At 31.5% G+C, this 19,147-nt stretch carries 21 protein-coding genes; 18 read left to right on the top strand and 3 right to left on the bottom strand.

The genetic code is table 11. The features are described from left to right. Positions 1-4: 4 nt before the first annotated feature. The 15 genes from EAH81_RS23375 to EAH81_RS23305 all read left to right on the top strand — a co-directional run bounded on the left by EAH81_RS23375 (position 5) and on the right by EAH81_RS23305 (position 12,687). Positions 5-1,366: a S41 family peptidase gene (locus EAH81_RS23375; RefSeq protein WP_140511418.1), complete on the top strand. Its 1,362-nt coding sequence runs from the start codon at positions 5-7 to the stop codon at positions 1,364-1,366. Positions 1,367-1,405: 39 nt separating this feature from the next. Next, complete coding sequence (locus EAH81_RS23370) at positions 1,406-1,675, top strand: hypothetical protein (protein WP_140511417.1); 270 nt, start codon at positions 1,406-1,408, stop codon at positions 1,673-1,675. A 600-nt stretch (positions 1,676-2,275) separates the two neighbouring features. Continuing rightward, positions 2,276-2,848 (top strand): hypothetical protein, encoded by a 573-nt coding sequence (locus EAH81_RS23365; protein WP_241676639.1) that lies wholly within the window; start codon positions 2,276-2,278, stop codon positions 2,846-2,848. 254 nt (positions 2,849-3,102) lie between these two features. Then, positions 3,103-3,549: a hypothetical protein gene (locus EAH81_RS23360; protein ID WP_140511416.1), complete on the top strand. Its 447-nt coding sequence runs from the start codon at positions 3,103-3,105 to the stop codon at positions 3,547-3,549. 622 nt (positions 3,550-4,171) lie between these two features. After that, positions 4,172-4,939 carry a methyltransferase domain-containing protein gene (locus tag EAH81_RS23355; RefSeq protein WP_140511415.1) on the top strand — a complete coding sequence of 256 codons (768 nt, stop codon included), beginning with the start codon at positions 4,172-4,174 and terminating at the stop codon, positions 4,937-4,939. Positions 4,940-4,966: 27 nt separating this feature from the next. Further along, positions 4,967-5,557 carry a Crp/Fnr family transcriptional regulator gene (locus tag EAH81_RS23350; protein ID WP_140511414.1) on the top strand — a complete coding sequence of 197 codons (591 nt, stop codon included), beginning with the start codon at positions 4,967-4,969 and terminating at the stop codon, positions 5,555-5,557. 75 nt (positions 5,558-5,632) lie between these two features. Continuing rightward, on the top strand, positions 5,633-6,220 hold the full coding sequence (locus EAH81_RS23345) for an NAD(P)H-dependent oxidoreductase (protein WP_140511413.1): 588 nt from the start codon (positions 5,633-5,635) through the stop codon (positions 6,218-6,220). A gap of 29 nt (positions 6,221-6,249) precedes the next feature. Continuing rightward, positions 6,250-6,477, top strand: a complete 228-nt coding sequence (locus EAH81_RS23340) for a 2TM domain-containing protein (protein ID WP_140511412.1) — start codon at positions 6,250-6,252, stop codon at positions 6,475-6,477. Positions 6,478-6,488: 11 nt separating this feature from the next. Beyond that, positions 6,489-7,289, top strand: coding sequence for a putative quinol monooxygenase (locus tag EAH81_RS23335; protein ID WP_140511411.1), 801 nt, complete (start codon positions 6,489-6,491; stop codon positions 7,287-7,289). A 33-nt stretch (positions 7,290-7,322) separates the two neighbouring features. Then, the gene (locus tag EAH81_RS23330; protein ID WP_140511410.1) at positions 7,323-8,147 is read left to right on the top strand and encodes a DJ-1/PfpI/YhbO family deglycase/protease; all 825 of its coding nucleotides are present in this window, start codon (positions 7,323-7,325) and stop codon (positions 8,145-8,147) included. 77 nt (positions 8,148-8,224) lie between these two features. Then, the gene (locus EAH81_RS23325; RefSeq protein ID WP_140511409.1) at positions 8,225-9,334 is read left to right on the top strand and encodes an alkene reductase; all 1,110 of its coding nucleotides are present in this window, start codon (positions 8,225-8,227) and stop codon (positions 9,332-9,334) included. A 149-nt stretch (positions 9,335-9,483) separates the two neighbouring features. Continuing rightward, positions 9,484-10,524 carry an adenylate/guanylate cyclase domain-containing protein gene (locus EAH81_RS23320; protein ID WP_140511408.1) on the top strand — a complete coding sequence of 347 codons (1,041 nt, stop codon included), beginning with the start codon at positions 9,484-9,486 and terminating at the stop codon, positions 10,522-10,524. Between the two features lie 39 nt (positions 10,525-10,563). Beyond that, positions 10,564-11,202 (top strand): NAD(P)H-binding protein, encoded by a 639-nt coding sequence (locus EAH81_RS23315; RefSeq protein WP_140511407.1) that lies wholly within the window; start codon positions 10,564-10,566, stop codon positions 11,200-11,202. Between the two features lie 101 nt (positions 11,203-11,303). After that, positions 11,304-12,266, top strand: coding sequence for a CorA family divalent cation transporter (locus tag EAH81_RS23310; RefSeq protein WP_140511406.1), 963 nt, complete (start codon positions 11,304-11,306; stop codon positions 12,264-12,266). A gap of 172 nt (positions 12,267-12,438) precedes the next feature. Further along, positions 12,439-12,687 carry a hypothetical protein gene (locus EAH81_RS23305; RefSeq protein WP_140511405.1) on the top strand — a complete coding sequence of 83 codons (249 nt, stop codon included), beginning with the start codon at positions 12,439-12,441 and terminating at the stop codon, positions 12,685-12,687. 158 nt (positions 12,688-12,845) lie between these two features. Here the strand turns inward: EAH81_RS23305 and EAH81_RS23300 are convergent, their stop codons facing one another. Further along, a complete protein-coding gene (locus EAH81_RS23300) occupies positions 12,846-13,205 on the bottom strand; it encodes a hypothetical protein (protein ID WP_140511404.1) in 360 nt (119 codons plus the stop codon). A gap of 259 nt (positions 13,206-13,464) precedes the next feature. On the opposite strand from EAH81_RS23300, the gene EAH81_RS23295 reads away from it, so the two are divergent. From EAH81_RS23295 to EAH81_RS23285, 3 genes are read left to right on the top strand one after another with little or no spacing between them, the layout of a single operon-like run. Then, positions 13,465-14,436, top strand: a complete 972-nt coding sequence (locus EAH81_RS23295; protein WP_140511403.1) for a glycosyltransferase family 2 protein — start codon at positions 13,465-13,467, stop codon at positions 14,434-14,436. Continuing rightward, positions 14,436-15,419 (top strand): UbiA family prenyltransferase, encoded by a 984-nt coding sequence (locus EAH81_RS23290; protein WP_140511402.1) that lies wholly within the window; start codon positions 14,436-14,438, stop codon positions 15,417-15,419. The genes EAH81_RS23295 and EAH81_RS23290 overlap by 1 nt, the downstream gene beginning before the upstream one ends. After that, positions 15,416-16,090, top strand: coding sequence for a hypothetical protein (locus EAH81_RS23285; RefSeq protein WP_140511401.1), 675 nt, complete (start codon positions 15,416-15,418; stop codon positions 16,088-16,090). The genes EAH81_RS23290 and EAH81_RS23285 overlap by 4 nt, the downstream gene beginning before the upstream one ends. Positions 16,091-16,105: 15 nt before the next feature. Here the strand turns inward: EAH81_RS23285 and EAH81_RS23280 are convergent, their stop codons facing one another. Together EAH81_RS23280 and EAH81_RS23275 are read right to left on the bottom strand one after the other, a co-directional pair. Further along, on the bottom strand, positions 16,106-17,044 hold the full coding sequence (locus EAH81_RS23280) for a hypothetical protein (RefSeq protein WP_140511400.1): 939 nt from the start codon (positions 17,042-17,044) through the stop codon (positions 16,106-16,108). A 246-nt stretch (positions 17,045-17,290) separates the two neighbouring features. Then, positions 17,291-18,895, bottom strand: a complete 1,605-nt coding sequence (locus EAH81_RS23275) for a hypothetical protein (RefSeq protein ID WP_140511399.1) — start codon at positions 18,893-18,895, stop codon at positions 17,291-17,293. Between the last annotated feature and the right edge of the window lie 252 nt (positions 18,896-19,147).

Below are 19,147 nucleotides of genomic sequence, written 5' to 3'. Positions count from 1 at the left end.
TAAAATGAAATATTCTTCTCTTATCAGAATCCTTTTTTTTCTTTTTTTCGGCATATTTTTAATTTCCTGCGAAGTCGATGACAAACCGGAAGTATATGAAGAAGGTTCCAATAAATACACAAATGATTGGATCTACAATCAAATGAAAAAGTATTATAAATGGAATGAAACAATGCCTGATAAGGGAGATTTAGCCATAAATCCAAAAGAATATTTCAACAGATTATTATATAAATCAGATCTGTATTCGTATGCTGTGAATCCTGAATTGCCAGAAACAGTTCCGCAGAGTTTACGAAGGAATTTTGGATTTGATATTTCGTTTGTAGAATATCAAAGCAAGATTTGTGGCGTTATTTTATACGCTTTAGAAGATTCTCCTGCCAAAAATAACGGATTATTAAGAGGACAATTAATAACAAAAATTAATGGCGAAGAACTGAATCTGAATAATTACGATAAGATTTATAAAAACATAGCAACGGCAACACACTTAGACTTGGAAATAGTTTCCTATTCAAAAGAAACGGGATTTTCAAATCCAGAAAAAGTGTCTTTATTACAAGGTTTTTCTTTTTCTCAGCCCATATTTTCTGAGGTAATTTCGAATAATAATAATAATAATAAGATTGGTTATGTCGAAATTCCGCATTTTGATGTTGGTCAAGCCAAATTATTTCTGCAGATTTTTCAGGAATTAAAAAATCAGAATGTAACAGAATTAGTTTTGGATTTGAGATATAATGGAGGAGGAGATGTATCATCTGCAACAGCATTAAGCATTATTGTTGCGCCAAATATAAAATCAAGTGATCTTTTTATCCAATTTGAAGGAAATAAAAATGGAGGACTTGTAAAACAATCTTTTCAGGAAGCACTGGAAAGCAATGAACGTAATGTAAGTTTTGAAGTTCTTAAAAACGCACATCCGGATATTAAACGAGTATATATTTTATGCGGAAAACGAACTGCATCGGCATCCGAAATAATGATAAATAATCTTCGTCCTTTTATGGAAGTAATTACGATTGGCGAAAAAACCGTTGGCAAAGATGTAGCGGGTTTTCCTATTGAAGACGACAGGATTCCAAATACTAAAGGCTGGATTTTATATCCTTCTATATATAAACTTTTCAATGCAAAACACGAAGGCGATTATTCAAGCGGAATAATCCCGTCTCTAAGCGTTGATGAACTTCAGGAATTGGAAATTTTTCCGTTAGGAAATCAATCAGAAATTTTGCTAAATACAGTCCTGAATATGCAATCTGGAAATACAAACAAAATGAAAACCACAACAACATCACGCTCATTACCATTATCTAAAATTTATATTGATGCAGATCCGTTATTGATAATGCATTAAATTCAAACCTTTTACAATTATATATTAGAGTATTTTATTATGCAAGGAATAAATTCTTCAGAGCATCGAATTTTGTTGGCAGCATTCCGGAAATTTGAACATATGGCTGCGATTTCCAAGAATAGAATTGAGGAAACCGAAGATGCGAATACGCGAAAAGCCATGCAAGAACTCGATGCGCTTTACGATAAATTTCAAATATTATTTGTTGAGTTAAAAAAATGCAGCGAAGATTACGAAAACAAAAAGAAATCTACCCGCAGCATAATCAATAAAAGTCTGCGAAAATTGACACCAATATTTATATAAAAAAGTTTCGCAGGAATAAAATATATTGCAGCGATGTCCCGATCCCGATCCCGAAGTTTCGGGACGGGACGGGATTAATCCATCATTTGGCAATCGAAACCCAATAATTGTCATTTCTCCATGCGCAATGTCATTAAGTTAAGGAGGGAATCTATCAAATTACTTAACAATTTAATCCAAAAAGTAATTAGAAAATCCGTTTTTATCAGCGTTTTCGCTTTAGCAAATCAGTAAAATCAGTGTCTAATTTTTGACACGGATAAAACAGATTTACTTTGTAAAAACGCGGATAAAAACGGATTTGATCTGCAATAACTTTATTTTAAAAACTTAACTTAACAACATTTACCTCAGTTTTATTAAATATAGCCGATATAATCAAATTATAATTCTTTCTAATGATGTGAATTGGAGTACTCTTTAAAATTTTTATAAAACTTAGGAATTAAAAAAACAATTATGGGTTGATTTTTATAGATTTGTATAATGTATAATTCCCAAAAATCGGTTGGGATACAATTATAAAATCCAATGACAATAAAATCTGTTAGTTCAATATATTTATTCTTACTGTTTGTGTGTTCTAATTCTTATTCACAATTGAGTGCAGATAAAATATTTGAAAGTTTTAAGCAGGGAGAACGCACCAATTGTTCATCGATTGCTTTTATCAAAGCTTCTTTAAACGTTTATGGATTAGATAGTCTTTTTGAATATCAAAAAATAAACGACAGTTTGCATAAGATAACATTGAAAAATAATGCTTCATTTGAATTGAATAATATCGAAATAGACAAAGCCAAAGAATCTGCCGGATTTGTATTTATCAAAGACAATTGTGAGAGCGAAAAAATAACAGATTACGCGATATTGACTTACGCAGTAATGGCAAAGTACAAGCAAATTATTGATAAGGAAGCAACTTTTGACAGAGCTTTGGAGGATTTAGAAGATGGTGCGGTATATACACCAACAATCTATAAGTATTTAGGTTTTAAAATAGGAAAGCAAATACAAAAGCTAAAACGACAATCCGGAAGTGAATTTTGTGGTGTTGTCGCGTGGTCATCTGCACATGCGGTTTTTGTTTGTGAAGAATTTATGGACTATTACGGCAATAAAAAAAGTATCTGGATAAAATATCCGGGCCGTTTTAGAATAATAAAGTCATAAAAAAGGCTAAAAAAAATATCAGCATATAGTTTAACAGTGTTATTTTTTTGTAAAGTTGTTCTGAAATTTAATTTTGAGTTTGTTTTTGTTCACTAATAATAAACAAAAATAACTGCCAGAATAGCTTCTACAAGCCTGTAGAAGGACATAAAACCATACGTTAAAATTTTATTAAAAAAAAGAAATTAATAAACTTGCAATTTAAGTTAAATTATATATTTTTGCTTTCATTAACAACCAATTACATTATGAAAATGAAGAGCAAAATTATTTTACTAAGTATCCTTTTCTTTTTGACTACAGGAGCTATCTCAGCACAAGCAAAAAATGCTCCAAGAAGTATTATCAGTACAACAGCGCTAATCCGCAAGTACCATGATCAAAAAGAACTAAGTGGTATGCAAAAAGGAGAACTTTTAGAATTATACATTGAACGTATTAAAGTTCTGGTAAAAACTCTTCCTTATATTGCTTTGGTTACTAAACCAGGCGTTACTATGGCAGATTTAGGTATTCCGGACGATAGTGAGCACAAAAAAGTATTAGATGCTCAAGCGGAGGGTACAACATTATTTTTGGATACAACAGTTGATTTCCAGAGAAAAATGATGCCTTACTCGGATAAAGGAAATTTAATTGCTGCAATTTTATTCTACGAAAGCACACTAAAATCATTACACGAGTTCAACGATTTGAACTAATGTAATATACAATAGTACAAAATTCAGAACCTCCAAAGTCATTTGATTTTGGAGGTTTTTTTGTTTTATGCGTCCAACGCAAAGTAACCGCAATCCTGTCATTTGGACGGAAGGAGAAATCACACAAGAAACTCCGTAAAGAAATGTCGCTAATCTTTGTCGAGTTACGTGTGTGATTTACTTCGTCTGTTCGCTATCGCTCGGGTCTCCCTTCGGTCGAAATGACAAAAACTACGAATAATTTTGGAGGTTTTTTTGTTTTATGCGTCCAACGTAACATAACCCCAAATCTTGTCATTCCGAGGAACGAGGAATCTCCGCAAGAAACTCCGTTATGTAAGTCGCCAATCTTTGTCGAGTTACGTGTGTGATTTACTTTGTCTGTTCGCTATCGCTCGGGTCTCCCTTCGGTCGAATGACAAAAACTATAAATAATTTTGGAGGTTTTTTTGTTTTATGCGTCCAACGCAAAGTAACCGCAATCTTGTCATCCCAAAAAAAACTATGACATTATTCTCGAAGTTCATAATCTAAAATTATATCGTAAATTAGCTGAATTGCATCTTCTTTATTGCAATTGTTTTATAATTTTCAGAAGTAATAAAAATTTAAAACCGACTTTATGCCTTGGAATCCGGAAATATACAATCAGTTCAAAGAGCTGCGATATAAACCTTTTTATGATTTGATGGATTTTATAAAAGATCCGGAATCTTCAAAAGCAATCGATTTGGGATGTGGCACAGGAGAACAAACCGCTATATTGGCTAAAAAATTCAACAAAACGGATTTCCTGGGCATTGATTCATCAGACGAAATGCTGGAGAAATCAAAGTCTTTTGAAGCCAATAATCTTCATTTTGAGCGTGCGGCAGTAGAAGATATGCTGGAATCAGGTAAAAAATGGGATTTGATTTTTAGCAATGCAGCACTTCAATGGTCAGATAATCATGAAATATTGTTTCCGAAGTTGCTTAATTTGATTCATTCAAAAGGTCAATTTGCAGTTCAAATGCCGGTTCAGAATGAAAATATACTGAATAAAATCTTATATCAATTAGCCGGAGAAGAGCCTTTCAAAACTTATTTTAAAGGATGGAGAAGAGATTCTCCCGTTTTAAGCATCGATCAATATGCACAAATTATGTTTGATGGCGGATTGGAAAATATTGAGGTTATGCAAAAAGTTTATCCTATTATAGCACAGGATCACGAGGCACTTTACGATTTTATTTCCGGTTCAGCCTTGATTCCGTATATAGAACTTCTGGCGGAAGATCAAAAGAAACTTTTTATCGCCACATTTAAAACCAGAATAGCAGAGCATTTCCCAAAACTTCCTGCCATGTATGCTTTCAAAAGAATTTTGCTTTACGGAAGGAAAGTTTAAAAACATAATTTTAAAACGAAACTTAAGATGGAATCAGGAGCAGAGATACTTTTAAAATCGATTAGGGAAATTTGTCCCGATATAAGTGATGCTGAAATCTCTCAATATGCTTCAAAATTGACGTTTTTAGAATTGAATAAAAAGGATTTTTTTCTTCAGGTTGGCAAAGTTCAAAAAGCTATTGGTTTTATCGCAAATGGCTTAGTACGTTCTTCTTTTGTAGACAATGAAGGCAATGAAATTACCGTAGGTTTTTATTCTGAAGGAGATTATGCCACACATTATCCTGCTTTTATCACGCAACAGCCCAGTAAATATTCCATTCAATGTCTGGAACCAACTACAATGGTTTGTCTTTCTTATGATGATTTACATTGGATTTACCAAAATTTACCCAGCTTCGAAAAATATGGTCGTTTGGTTGCCGAAGAAATTCTAAAACGACAACAGGCCCGCATTGAAAGCTTCATATTTCAAACTGCCGAAGAACGCTATCTTGATTTTATAAAACACCACTCAGATCTGTTTAACAGAATCTCCGTTTCTCATCTTTGCAGCTTTCTGGGTATTGAAAGACAATCACTTACTCGAATTCGCCAAAAATTAGCGCATCAATAGTTTTTTGACACATTTGTGTCAGGAACCACCTTCTATTATTTAAAATCTTTGCAGTGTCAAATTAAATGAACTGCAATGAAAACGAATATCTTACTTATACTTGGGCATCCATCTGAAAATTCCTTTTGTAACGCATTATTAGACGCTTATAGAAAAGGAGTTGAAAGTACCGGAGCAAACTGCAAAACGATTTATATTTCTAAACTTGATTTTAATGTAAATCTTTCTGACGGATATAAAACCGGAGAAACCTTAGAACTTGAACAAGATTTAAACCATTCACAAGAACTCATCAAATGGGCGGATCATGTTGTTTTGTCCTATCCAAATTGGTGGGGTTTTATGCCCGCAATCACCAAAGGATTTATAGACAGAATCCTGCTTCCTGACTTCGCATTCAAACACCATTCAGGAAAAATATTTCCGGAAAAACTTCTAAAAGGAAAAAGTTTACGACTTCTCGTGACAATGGATACGCCAAAATGGTGGTTTTATTTGATCTATCGCGCATCACAATATCAGATTCTAAAAAACATTGTTTTTGGTTACGTAGGATTTGACCCGATCAAATTTTCCACTTTTGGTTTTATGAGAAAATCAACCGAAAGCCAACGAATTAAATGGTTGAAAAAAGTAGAACAATTAGGAAAACAACATAAATAAATATTCAAAAAACAATAAAATCAAACATCATGAGACATTTAGCAAACGAGCATACAATTGCTCAAATCAACCCGATAAAAGGATTTAGAATTCACTTATTAGTATTCATATTAACCATTCCAACTGTTTGGGCAATCTGGTTTTTTACAGACAAAACGTATCTATGGCCTTTGTGGCAAACTGCGGCATGGGGAACAGGTTTATTATTTCATTATTTGGGAGTTTTTGTTTTTAAAAGAAAAGCAATTAATCATTAAAATTAAAAGATATGAAAGCAAAAATGCCTCTTTCAATTCTTCAAAAGACGGGAATGTTTTTTTTAATTCTATTTGTGTTGTTTGGCACATTAGCAACAGCACAAAAGTCAACTAAAACGGATAAAACTTTTGCTGAAGGACTTAAAAATCAGGAAATAGCTGCGATAATCACTCGTTATGAAGTAAAAAAGGAATCTCAGGAAAAATTCCGTAAAGTATTGCGTGATTATGTTTTGGAATCGATTTCAAATGAAAGCAATATTATGTCCGAAGCCTATTTCGAACAAGAAAATCAGTCTGTGATTTGGTTATTTGAACGTTGGACGGATCAAAAGGAATTCAACAAATTCAAAAGTAATTCAAAATCAAAAGGCGTAATAACATCCGGAAAAACGGCATTTGTTAAACCTGAAAAAAGAATCTATGTAAGAGATTTAGAGCCAATTTCTAAAAAAGAATGGCGCAAGACTTCTAAAAAAGAAGACAATCAGCTAACAATTATGCTTTTTGTAGATGCAAAAGCAGGTACTGAAGAAAATTTCAAAGCCATTTATCACACCGCAATGCCACAATTCCGAAGCGAACCTGGTGTTGTAACCTATCAATTATCAGAACTTAAGGATGATAAAACCCAGTTTGTGACTTTTGAAAAATTCAGAAGTAACGATGCATTTCAGTATCATCTGAATTTTCCACCCATTCAACCCGTTATCGATTACTTGAATACAAGTATTAAAAAACAACCCTTTCAGGATGGAATTCACAATCTGATAGAATTTGCACCTCTTATTCGCGAAAAGTCACGAATTTAAAAACACAAGTATTAATAATTAAATCCTAAGAACATGAAAACAAGTAAACAAATTATCGCAGCAAGTATATTAAGTGTATTTGCAATAGTAAATGTAGAAGCACAGGTAAAAGTAAAAACAAAAGAAATGAAAACAAATTACAGTAATGAGTTAGCAGTTGTAAATCAATTGTCTACCCAATCGGCAGTGGTAAATATGCCAGTAACAAAATTATTGGACGCACCGGGAAATGAAGCTTTGAAAGCTTTCTTTTTTACACCTGTAAAAGACAAAACCGTTTTAAAAGGAAAGAAAATTGCTGTTCTGGTTGCCGATGGTTTTGAAGAAATTGAATTGACAGGTCCGGTTTGGTATTTTAGAGAATTGGGAGCAGAGGTAGAAATTGTGGCTCCAAAATACAATCCCGCTCCTGAAAGATACGGACTTGCATTTCCTGAAATGGCAAAAACGCACGTAATGGCAATTCAATATTTACAGCCGGTGGGCTGGTTAAAATTTGATCGTACTGCAGATCAGATAAAAGTAAGTGATTATGATGCCGTATTTATTCCCGGTGGCGCCTGGAATCCGGACAATCTTCGATACGATAAAGATGTAATTAAATTCATTCAGGATTTCAATAAATCCGGAAAATTAATAGCTGCGATCTGTCACGCTCCGGTTGTATTGGCATCTGCAGATATTTTGAAAGGAAGAAAATTAACAGGTTATTGGAACATTCAATCCGATTTGAAAAATGCCGGAGGAACTGTATTGGAAGAAACTGTTGTAACAGATGGAAACTTAGTAACAAGCAGACATCCAATCGATGTAGCAGATTTTTCGAGAGCAGTTGAAAATTGGTTAATTAAAAAATAATTTGAAGAAGTTTTAAAAGTGAGGAAATCCATTTTTTCCTCACTTTTAAAACAATAAAAACAAAACAATAAATTATAATGAAAATAGATATTTTTAAACCCGTTCAAATTGGTTTTTTAGAACTAAAAAATCGTATTTCGATGGCTCCAATGACAAGAGCAAGAAATCAAGATGGAATTTCAAACGAGAATAATGCCTTATATTATGAACAACGTGCAGGCGCAGGATTAATTATTACCGAAGGAACCGCAATTTCGGCAACAGCAAAAGGGGTACTTTATATTCCCGGATTGTACACTCAGGAACAAATTGAAGGCTGGAAAAAAGTGACCAATGCCGTGCGTAAAAAAGGCGGTACAATTTTTTCTCAATTATGGCATGTAGGCAGGGTTTCTCATACTTCAAACCAACCAAACGAAATTGCTCCTGTTGGTCCGTCAGATATTCAGGCAAGAAATACGTCGGCTTGGGGATTTGATCAAAATGGTGTTGAAGGTTTTGTTCCGGTATCAAAGCCAAAAGCGCTTTCGTCAAGCGAAATAAAAGAAGTTGTAAATGATTTTGCAAACGCAGCCAAAAATGCAATCGAAGCAGGTTTTGATGGTGTTGAAATTCATGGTGCAAACGGTTATTTGATAGAGCAATTTCTGAATCCTTTTGTAAATAATCGTACAGATGAATATGGAGGAAGTATCGAAAACCGCTCGAGATTTTTATTAGAGATTGTCGATGCAGTTATTAAAACAGTTGGAAATGAAAAAACAGGCATCAGATTAACACCATACGGAGGTTTGGGAGATTTACCTCATTATGACGAAATAGAAGCAACGTATCAATATTTGGCAAAAGAATTGCAAAAAAGAAACCTCGTTTATATTCATTTGATGGATCAGTTATCCAAAGGAAGTCATGCTTTGCCAAATGGTTTTATCGAGCGTTTCAGATCTTGTTATAACGGTGTGCTTATTCTCGCGGGCGGAATGACCAGAGAAAAATCAGAAGAACTTATTGAAGCCGGAACAATTGATATTGCGGGATTTGGTGAACCTTTTATATCAAATCCGGATTTAGTGGAACGTTTACAAAACAACTGGGAATTAACGCCCCCAAATCGTGATTTGCATTACGGATTAGGAACGCATGGTTATACAGATTGGGAAATATACAAAGCGCCAGTAACAATATAAGTGAAATTTGATTTTACAATTTTCAGATTCGAAAACTTATAATGTATAATGTTGTTTATTAATTTTTTATCCATAACGTTCTGTATTACTTTTGATTAGAATTATGTTGTACGTACTTTTAGCCTGCCTTAAACTAAAGCCAAGTCACTATGGAATTGCCAAAAATACCTTTTTATAAAAAGTATGACCTCACTTTTAAAGCCGTCATTGTTGGCGGAATATTAGGGTTGCTTTATGCTGTGTTTACAGACGCAGGATCAGGTTATGCTTATTTAAGATTTTTGCCGGGTACAATAATTGGAATTTTTATCAGCATTATCATTATAACTTTCGAAAGGTATTTTATCCTGAGTAAGTATTCTTTCTTAGAAACCATGGTTCTCAAAGCGTTGATTTATAGTATTGTGATATTGCTTTTTTTGCTTCTTTGTATTGTCCTTTTCGAAGAGATATTGGGTAAAATGACGTATCAGGAAGTAATCAAAAATTATGTCAGGGATCGGTTGCTTGAAGATTTTATATTCTCTTTTGGAGCATCTGTATTTTTAATTCTTTTTCTGGAAATCAGCAGTTTATTGAACAGTCGTTTCTTCTTTAATTACTTTACAGGTCAGTATCATCATCCGTTGCAGGAAGAACGAATTTTTATGTTTGTTGATGTAAAATCATCTACAACATTGGCAGAACAACTGGGAGATATTCTTTACAGTAAAATGCTGCAGGATTTATTCAATGATTTTACGGATGCAATTATAGCCTCACGAGCAGAAATTTATCAATATGCAGGCGATGAAATTATACTGACCTGGAAAACAAAGACCGGATTAAAAAACAAACGCTGCTTATATTGTTTTTATCTGCTTAAACAAAGTATCGATCTTAAGAAAGAACATTATTTAAAGCATTATGGTTTTGTTCCGAAATTTAAGGCGGGAATGCATATCGGTACAGCAATAACAACCTGGGTTGGAAAAGTAAAAAAGGAAATTGTTTATCATGGCGATCTTCTCAATACAACGTCCAGAATTCAATGCAAATGCAACGATTTCAATCATGATTTTGTTGTTTCAGAAGCCATAAAAGAGGTACTGCCAGAAGATTCAAAGGTAACTTATACACATCAGGGAGAAATACTTTTAAGAGGAAAAGCAAAACCAATGAAACTTTATACCGTCGATTTTAATTTTTAAAGAGATTTGTTTTACAAGGAATATTTATAAATTTATAACATGAAAGCAATAGTTATTGGCGCGACAGGCGCAACGGGAGAGTTTTTGGTTAACGAACTTTTAGAAGACAACGATTATACAACAGTTACGGTTTTTGTGAGAAGATCAATAGAAAAACAACATCCCAAATTGGTAGAGCAAATTATCGATTTCTCAAAGATCGATTCTTATAAAGATCTGATAACAGGCGATGTCTTTTTTTCCTGCCTGGGAACAACTTTAAAAGCTGCGGGTTCAGAGGAAAATCAACGGAAAATAGATTTTGATATTCCGGCAAAGTTTGCCCAATTTGCCAGAGAAAATGGAGTTTCGTCCCTTGTATTATTATCTGCTTATGGAGCTGCTGCGCAAAGCAAGGTTTTTTATTCTCAAATAAAAGGACAACTGGAAAATAGAATTGCTGACCTTGATTTTGAGCAGTATGTTATTTTCAGACCGGGATTACTTTTAAGAAAAGAATCAAATCGTTTAGGCGAAAAGATTTCAGCAAATGTTCTGAATGTCCTTAATTCCATTGGATTGTTTAGAAAATTTAAGCCGTTACCAACCGCTTTATTAGCAAAGAAATTAGCAAAAGCACCAAAAATACTACCCAAAGGAACTGCCATTATTAAACTGGACGAAATATTCGGTTTTTAAGAAGTCAGGAATATTTGGCTAATTCAGATATTGGACTTAACTTAGTTCGAAACCTACTGTAGAAAATTTACAAAACTAACTACAGTATAAAAATTTCATCTATGATTATTGAGCTTTTAGATACCAATAAAAACATTACAAAATTAAAAAGCATTGATGAAATACCTAAAGATTTAAGTGGTATAAATAGTGTACAGGTTATAAATTATGCAAAAAAAGACGTTTCTGCTTTTGAAAAACTTTTTGACATCGATACCACAATACTTAATAATAGTGAGGATATAGAAATTAGTTCTCATTACCTTGAAAAGCAAAATCAACTGGCATTTAATTTTTCATTCCCATACTTAACGCCGCAAAATAGAGTAGAAGAAGTGATTGTATCCTTTATTCTTAAGGAGAAAATCATGTTCTCGTTTATGGATATTAATTTTGAGAAGTTTATACCGGAAAATAAGAAAAAGGAACATTTTGATAAAATAGAAAGTTTACCTTTTACAATAGATACTTTTCTTCAAATGATGATTGGAATTGTTCCGGATTATTTTGCAGATTTAACCGAAATCATTTCGAAGAATATCAAGACAATTTATTTAAGATTACAAAAAGAGAATGATTTTTCTGAAGAAGGATTGAACGAAATTACAGCCTTAAAGTTCAATAATTTTATAATAAAAGAATCTCTTAATGAATTTAGGCGAATTCTGCTTTTGCTTAGAAAAAGTGATAAACTAAAACCTGAAGTTAAAGACGCAATTTTGCTAGAACTTACAGATTTAACGGTAATCAATGAATATGTTCAGAATAATTTTGAACGATTGGAAGATGTTAAAGATTATGTATCAACACGAATTGATCTTCAACAAAACCGAATTTTTAAAACACTGACCATAATAACAATGTGTATTTCATTGCCAATGCTCGTAGCAGGAATTTACGGTATGAATTTTAAATATATGCCTGAACTCGATTGGGAATATGGATATGTTTTTGCAATAGCTTTGATATTTTTATGTTTTGTTGCGCCTCTGATATGGTTTAAACGTAAAAAATGGCTGAATTAAGTATTGAATTTTATATTGTTTTTTTTAAAATAAATGTTATTTTAGTTTTATATAAATGTTATTAATGTGTTGATAAATAATAATTTAAAGCACATTTTTAACAGTAGTTTAAAAGAAATAATTTTTATATTTGAGATTAGTTATTGACTTATTAATTTAAAAATATTTTACTATGGAAAAAGCTATAAAACTAAAAGTACGTAAGGAATTAGATGGTCAGCAACAGTTTAATATCATTAAATTAAAAGGAAGTTTAATCTCCCGAGGTTATACAGAAATAATACATATTCTGGATCAGGATGATGAATTTCATATCAACTCTTTTGAAACACCGCTTGAAACTAAAAATGAAGTTCAGGAATATATTACAGCCTTTATTAATAAAGAAAACCTGAGTGATACAATATCTATATATAAATGATATTTAATTGGTTGCGTAAAAACAAAATAAAGTCCCTGTACAAAATATAATCAAACGAAAACATAAAATAGTAAAGTCGGAACAAAGCAATTTTGTTCCGACTTTACTATTTTTAAATAATCCCCGAATCATTTTTTTCAATAAAAGTAACTCAAAATCTAATTTAGTCGCTCCGTACTTTCCATTCTCAAACAATGCTCGGTACCTAAATAGAGTTGATTACCATGTTTTTCAGACCAAAAACCATCCAGCACATCTTTGGTAATACATCGGTAAACGGCAACTCCCTTAAAAGTTTTATTATTTTCGCCTTTGTAGTTAAAATTAATTACGAGGATATTGTCTTTAAAGAAACCACGGCCTTTTTGTTCCTGTGAATCGTTAATAAGCCAGTGAGCAATAATTCGGTTATTATTATCAAGCGATAAATTCAAAATGCCTTTGTAGGTTATTTCATGGCTCTCATCCTGATTACTTCCGGAAATGGAATAATTGCCAATTAGATCTTGTATAATCATTTATTTTTTAATGCAGAAGTTAATATCTTTAAATATTTATTTGAATTGTCATACTCTTAGACATAATAAAGTACGAATGTGAATTAAATAACACGAGATAACGATAAAATAAAATACGGTACATTGTAATTGAAAGTTTTAGATTTTATGTTTAAAGGTTTTTAAATAAAGGTATTAATATTTTGTCATGTATTTAAATAATTAATTAGATTTGTGTGCCAAAAATAAATAAACTGATAAAAACAAAAACAATTCTCAATTGATTAATATTACTAATTTTCCTCTTGTTTCGGTTATTATACCTACCTATAATCGTTGTTATTCTCTACATGCTACAATTGAGGCTGCTTTAAACCAAACCTATAAAAATATTGAAGTTATTATTGTAGATGATGGTTCTACCGACCATACAAAAAATGTGGTTTCAACTTTTGGCAGCAAGATTAGTTATATCCAAAAAGAACATACCGGACAAGCTGATACTAGAAATGTGGGTTTGCAACATGCTAAAGGAGAAATTATTGCTCCCCTTGATTCAGATGATATCTGGCATGATAAATATCTTGAAAAAAGTATTGGATATATGTTGGAACATAAGTTAGATCTTTTTTTTTCAAATTGGGAACACAATATTTCTGATAATTACCAGGTAAATGTTTTTCCTGTTTTTTTAACACATACACATATTCCAAATAAAGGCTGTTATATTTTCGATTATTTTGAATTTAGAAAGCTTTTGTTAATAGATTCTATAGCCCCTAGTTCTGGCTTAATCATAAAAAAACATTCTATTCCTTTTGGTTGGAATGCTCAAGTAAATATTGGTGACGATTGGGTTTTGCAACTCGAAATGATTTTTAAAAATTTGAACTGTCGGGTTGGTTTCACCAATGAAGTTTTTTGGAAAAAAAACAGAGATAAAACAAATATCAGTGATGGGAGAGAAGGAGTTACATTTAGAAAATTACATATTGACGATTTAGATTTAATTCTCAATAAGTTTAGTTCCTATTTGGATAATCATGAACGTGAGATGATTGATCTCAAAGTTATTCAAAATAAAATTTTAATCACTTATTTACTGCTGCTTAAAGGCAGTATTGGGATAGAAATGAAACAGTTGCTTATTCATCTTATTAAGGAACCCCTATTATTTCTAACAGCTCTTAAAAGGGGAATTCAAAAAGAGATATCCAGAAAAAAATACCAACTTAATATTGTTAAGAATTAATGAATTTTTTTAAACATATTAGAATAGCCACATGGTGGTTTAAATTACCGCCTTTTTTGGTGCTTATTTATTTGTATTTTATCAAAGAAAATATAAAAGATCTTGGACATGAAATTTTTCTGATTTTATTCCTTTTATCCGGTGTAATAACTATAGCAATATTTGCCAGTTTGATTAATAATTTTTACGATCAGGAAGATGATGCTATAGCAGGAAAAGAAAATAAAATGTCAAATTTGAGTAAAAAGAACCAATTTTTAATTTTGGGAAGCATTTTGGTAATAGGGATTTTGTTTTCTTTTTTTATATATCCTAATTTTTATGCCTTAGTTTTTTATTGGCTAAGCTGGTTGTGTTTTTTTATCTATTCCTGTAAACAATTTCGTTTAAAAGAGAAAACATATCTTGGGATTATTTGTGACGGATTAGGATCTCAATTCTTCCCTACACTTTTTATTTTTTCGTTTTTATATAAAGGAGATTTTGAAAATCATCTCGTATGGATAGTTAGCGGAAGTATATGGATGACATTTTCGTTTGGAATGAGGTCATTAATCATTCATCAATATAACGACTACGAAAATGATCTAAAAGCTGGTGTCTGGACTTTTGTAAACAGTACAGCTCAATTGCCAAAAAAATTTTTCCAAGGATTTGTTTTGACAATAGAAATTATTTCTTTTGTCATATTTGTATGGGCAATAGATTGGCACATTTTTGTTGTTCCCATATTAATTTATTTGATGTTGTTAATTGTATCTAAAGTAATGCTTAATATGAAATTTTATTTCTTTGAACCATTACAAAATCAAAAATCCAGAAGTTTATTTTTTGATTTTTATATTACAATTCTTCCTCTTACACTTTTGGGATTACTTACTTTTAAAAGTTACCAAAACGCAATCTTATTAGTGATATCGATTATTTTATTTAATGTGCCTACTTTGTTTAATGCAGTTAAATTTTTTAAATTAAAAAAATGAAATATAATTTTTTCTACATCTGTGGAACTTTCGGAGAACTTTTTTGGGTACTTGCTTATATGCTCATAATTTATAGAGGACTAAAAGATAAATCTTATGGTATGCCTCTTGTGCCGCTTGCTTTAAATTTAGGTGTAGAATTTGTCTTTTCTTTTTACGACCGATTTAATTTATTGTTTAGCTATACTTGGTTTTTACTGGATTTAGGTATTGTTTACACCTATTTTAGGTATGGATATAGTTCTTTTAGTAAATATTATCATTTAGGGAAAAAGCAATGGTATTTTATAAGTATACTTGCACTTTTGATTGGGATTTTAATTAATTTGTTTGGTCATCAGTTTTTTGCTCATCTTTTAAAGGAGCTTCCTGATACAGACGTGAGTATTTTCTTCTCTGTTTTAACTTGTATATTTATGTCTATATGCAGACTGGCAATGTTTTTTCAACGTGGAAGTTCAGAAGGTCAGTCTTTTATAATCGCATGTGTAATAATGATAGGGAATTTTTTATGCTTTTTTCAAATTGTAGCCACGTCTGAATTGTATATATGGAATAATTCTCTAATGAGGCTGATTTTGTCAATTATTGTGATTACTGATATGTACTGTGCAACATTACTTTATAAGCAACTTATAAATGAAGGAATTAATCCATGGAAACGTTTGTGATTTTTTCTTTAGTACTTAAGATTTTATAGTTGAATCAAACAATATTTTATAATTATTGTTTTTTAAATAAGCAATAACAACACCTATAAGGAAACCTATAAAAGAAAATGTTATAAGAATATTAAATATTGAAGGTTCGCTGCTCGATAGTGGAATTTCTGCTTTTTCTAATATTTGAAAAACAGGTGTATCTTCTTGTATTTGTATTTGCATTTGTACAGTTAATGCTACCAGATTATTCTGAATCTCATTTGCTGAAATGTCGTTTTTTGTTGCATCTTTTGAAATGTTTTTTTGCAAATTTTCTATAAATTGTAATTCATTACGAGCTTTTTCAGTACGATAGTGGGTAATATAATCCATTAAGTAGGCCATTGTTAAATTTGCAACATCTGCTGCAACTGAGGGGTCCGGCATTTGTGCCGTGACTAAAATAACGTTACTCTTTTTGCTGGTAGTGACTACAATTCTTTTTTGAATATTACTGTTATATTTTATCCCATCAGTGATTGTAGAATTTGATTTTCTTTTTTCAACTAATGAAGTATTATTTTGCAAATAGTAATCATAATAAGACTTTAAACTTATTATTTTATTAGTACTTGTTTTTACATTTTTACTAAGAATGTATTTGCAAAAGTCATTTGTTTTTATAATTTCAGCATAAAGATCTGAACTGGTAATTTCGGTATTATATAAATCAATATTGTTATTGTATTTTTTTAACAATTGATAGACTCCTGCCATACCATTGGGCGCTTTATATGAAACTTCAGGCATTATTTTACCAGTAGAAATATATTCTTTTTGGATATTTAATACATAAAAAAGTCCAATAATTGTAAAAAGTGAAGTCACTGACAAAATTATTTTAAACTCCCATTTTAAAATAAGAAACAGAGAATTTTTCAAAATTGACAGAGATTCATTATCTTCTTTGGCTGCTTGTATCATTTTTTATTGAATTTGAATATAATATGCCATTCCGTAAATAATTGCAATATGGTATGGATCATAATTAAGCCAAAGATGATTAAAAAATTATTGTAATTTGTAATTGTTTTTATTTTTTTTTCTTAATATGGCTATAGTTTAAGAAGTATTATTTAGAGCCAAAAGAGGTATAAATTTCTTTCATGTTCTTAATTTGCAAAATAGAAAAGACATTTATTTGCTCTAAATATGTTTTTTTAAATATAATTATTTGACTAGAATTTTCTGAATTTCCATAAGACCTGCTTTGTTTAAACCAAGAATAATTTGTTCTACCAGATCATCGGATAACAATAATGTCGAGAGCATGATTTTTATATTGATTGGAGTTTCAGGTTCCAGTTCAAGAAGTTTTAGCAGTTGAGTTTCCGCGCTGCTGTTCTGATTCATTAAAGCCAGGCTTGAAGATTTTAGTAAAGGATCCCAAAAAGTTTCTTGAGAATCTATTTTATTAGCCCAATAATAGGCCGTAGCGTAGTCTTTTTTGTGTAAATAATAGAAGCTGAAACCACAATTTATCCACCACGGATAATGCGGATTAAGTTTAATTGTTTTTTCTAATATCGTAAAGCCTTCTTCAAAATACCCTGCACAAATAAGCATCACGGCAACTCCTGAAACAATTACAGAGCAATTTGGGTTTAGCTGTATGCATTGCCTGGCAGCAATTAAACACTCTTCTTTCTCCTTTTTAAACACATGAGCCAGCGTAAGAGTATAAAACCCATGCTGACACGAAGGATCTATTTTTAATGCCTCCATACAACAACGATATCCTTCTTCAATTGGGTTGTCGATATCCTTAATATCAAGTCCTGCACCATTGAGATATACTTCTCCCAACATTGCCCACGAAACAGCATGTTGAGGATGCTGTACCACGGCGTGCCGTAAAGATATAAGGGCAATTTTATAATTTTCAATGGAGTAAGAACGCTGGTATTTATAATAATTGTAAATACCTTTCCAGATACTTATATTCTTCGATACCTTTTCTGGTGCAGCTTTTTCCATTTCCTGAAATATTAATCCATAGTAACCTCCAATCGAGGTTATTACAGATTTTATAATTTCATCCTGTATGTCGAAGATATCTGATACTATTTCCTTTTCAATAGATTTTGTCATCATAATTTCGCCGGTGGCAGTGATGAGCAATATTATTCTAACCCGCATTTTCTGTTCACTATATTGAATGCTTCCTGTTATAATATAATCAGCTCCTGATAACTTCCCCGCTTGTAAAATATTATCGTTGATTTTTGTAATCACATCCGGAGAGTAGTATCCTATTACTGTTATATCTTCAAATCTTGAAAGCTCTGCAGTTAGTTCATTTCGAAGTAATGCAGCAAATAGATCCGCATCTTTTCTTTTGGGCGTACATTGAAATGGGAATATTGCTACAGTTGGATTAAAACTATCCGTGCTTGAATAGGGGACAAAAGACGGCAATACCAACAATTTTTGAGGAATTTTAAACTCAGGAATATAACCTCCTTTTGGAATTGAAATTATTATAGAATCCTGTGTACCATCACTTAGATAATAGTCATTTAAAGTCCTTCTTAATCTTCCGGCATGAATCCGGACTGCTGCATCATCATTAGAATTAAAATTGCTGGAACGCTTTAAAACATTGACAGCAATAGAATATTCTTTAAGAAATTCTTCTCTCTCATTAATTGTTTCATGGACAATATATGACAGAAAATTAGTGAGGGTTGGAGAATTTTTAAATGATTTAAAATTTAAAATATATTCCAATTGCAGGCAAATTTCTTCTGATGAAAAATTTTTTATTTTTTCCATTCTTATTATGTGATTTGATTGTAAAAGGGTAACGGGGGTAAGTATTTATAAAACAATGAGTTAAAGTTATTGTATTTTATTGATATTATTAACATAAACTTAAGATTTTTCCTCATGAATGTTTTATAAAATGTTTATAAACAATCGTTTAACCGTTAATAACCTGACAAATGTTATAACAGTCGATACGTTGTATAAATTTACTTCACAAAATATTAACATTTGGCTTTAGTGTTTGTTATTCAGGAAGAT

Source organism: Flavobacterium pectinovorum (assembly GCF_006438875.1).
GTDB classification, from domain to species: domain Bacteria; phylum Bacteroidota; class Bacteroidia; order Flavobacteriales; family Flavobacteriaceae; genus Flavobacterium; species Flavobacterium pectinovorum_A.
Note: the sequence above shows the minus strand (reverse complement) of the source record. Positions and strands in the feature narration are given on the sequence as shown.

Bases quoted from the DNA above. Each gene is read 5' to 3' on its own strand.
- EAH81_RS23375 (WP_140511418.1), top strand. From the start codon at position 5: ATGAAATATTCTTCTCTTATCAGAATCCTTTTTTTTCTTTTTTTCGGC.
- EAH81_RS23370 (WP_140511417.1), top strand. From the start codon at position 1,406: ATGCAAGGAATAAATTCTTCAGAGCATCGAATTTTGTTGGCAGCATTC.
- EAH81_RS23360 (WP_140511416.1), top strand. From the start codon at position 3,103: ATGAAGAGCAAAATTATTTTACTAAGTATCCTTTTCTTTTTGACTACA.
- EAH81_RS23355 (WP_140511415.1), top strand. From the start codon at position 4,172: ATGCCTTGGAATCCGGAAATATACAATCAGTTCAAAGAGCTGCGATAT.
- EAH81_RS23350 (WP_140511414.1), top strand. From the start codon at position 4,967: ATGGAATCAGGAGCAGAGATACTTTTAAAATCGATTAGGGAAATTTGT.
- EAH81_RS23345 (WP_140511413.1), top strand. From the start codon at position 5,633: ATGAAAACGAATATCTTACTTATACTTGGGCATCCATCTGAAAATTCC.
- EAH81_RS23340 (WP_140511412.1), top strand. From the start codon at position 6,250: ATGAGACATTTAGCAAACGAGCATACAATTGCTCAAATCAACCCGATA.
- EAH81_RS23335 (WP_140511411.1), top strand. From the start codon at position 6,489: ATGAAAGCAAAAATGCCTCTTTCAATTCTTCAAAAGACGGGAATGTTT.
- EAH81_RS23330 (WP_140511410.1), top strand. From the start codon at position 7,323: ATGAAAACAAGTAAACAAATTATCGCAGCAAGTATATTAAGTGTATTT.
- EAH81_RS23325 (WP_140511409.1), top strand. From the start codon at position 8,225: ATGAAAATAGATATTTTTAAACCCGTTCAAATTGGTTTTTTAGAACTA.
- EAH81_RS23320 (WP_140511408.1), top strand. From the start codon at position 9,484: ATGGAATTGCCAAAAATACCTTTTTATAAAAAGTATGACCTCACTTTT.
- EAH81_RS23315 (WP_140511407.1), top strand. From the start codon at position 10,564: ATGAAAGCAATAGTTATTGGCGCGACAGGCGCAACGGGAGAGTTTTTG.
- EAH81_RS23310 (WP_140511406.1), top strand. From the start codon at position 11,304: ATGATTATTGAGCTTTTAGATACCAATAAAAACATTACAAAATTAAAA.
- EAH81_RS23305 (WP_140511405.1), top strand. From the start codon at position 12,439: ATGGAAAAAGCTATAAAACTAAAAGTACGTAAGGAATTAGATGGTCAG.
- EAH81_RS23300 (WP_140511404.1), bottom strand. From the start codon at position 13,205: ATGATTATACAAGATCTAATTGGCAATTATTCCATTTCCGGAAGTAAT.
- EAH81_RS23290 (WP_140511402.1), top strand. From the start codon at position 14,436: ATGAATTTTTTTAAACATATTAGAATAGCCACATGGTGGTTTAAATTA.
- EAH81_RS23285 (WP_140511401.1), top strand. From the start codon at position 15,416: ATGAAATATAATTTTTTCTACATCTGTGGAACTTTCGGAGAACTTTTT.
- EAH81_RS23280 (WP_140511400.1), bottom strand. From the start codon at position 17,044: ATGATACAAGCAGCCAAAGAAGATAATGAATCTCTGTCAATTTTGAAA.
- EAH81_RS23275 (WP_140511399.1), bottom strand. From the start codon at position 18,895: ATGGAAAAAATAAAAAATTTTTCATCAGAAGAAATTTGCCTGCAATTG.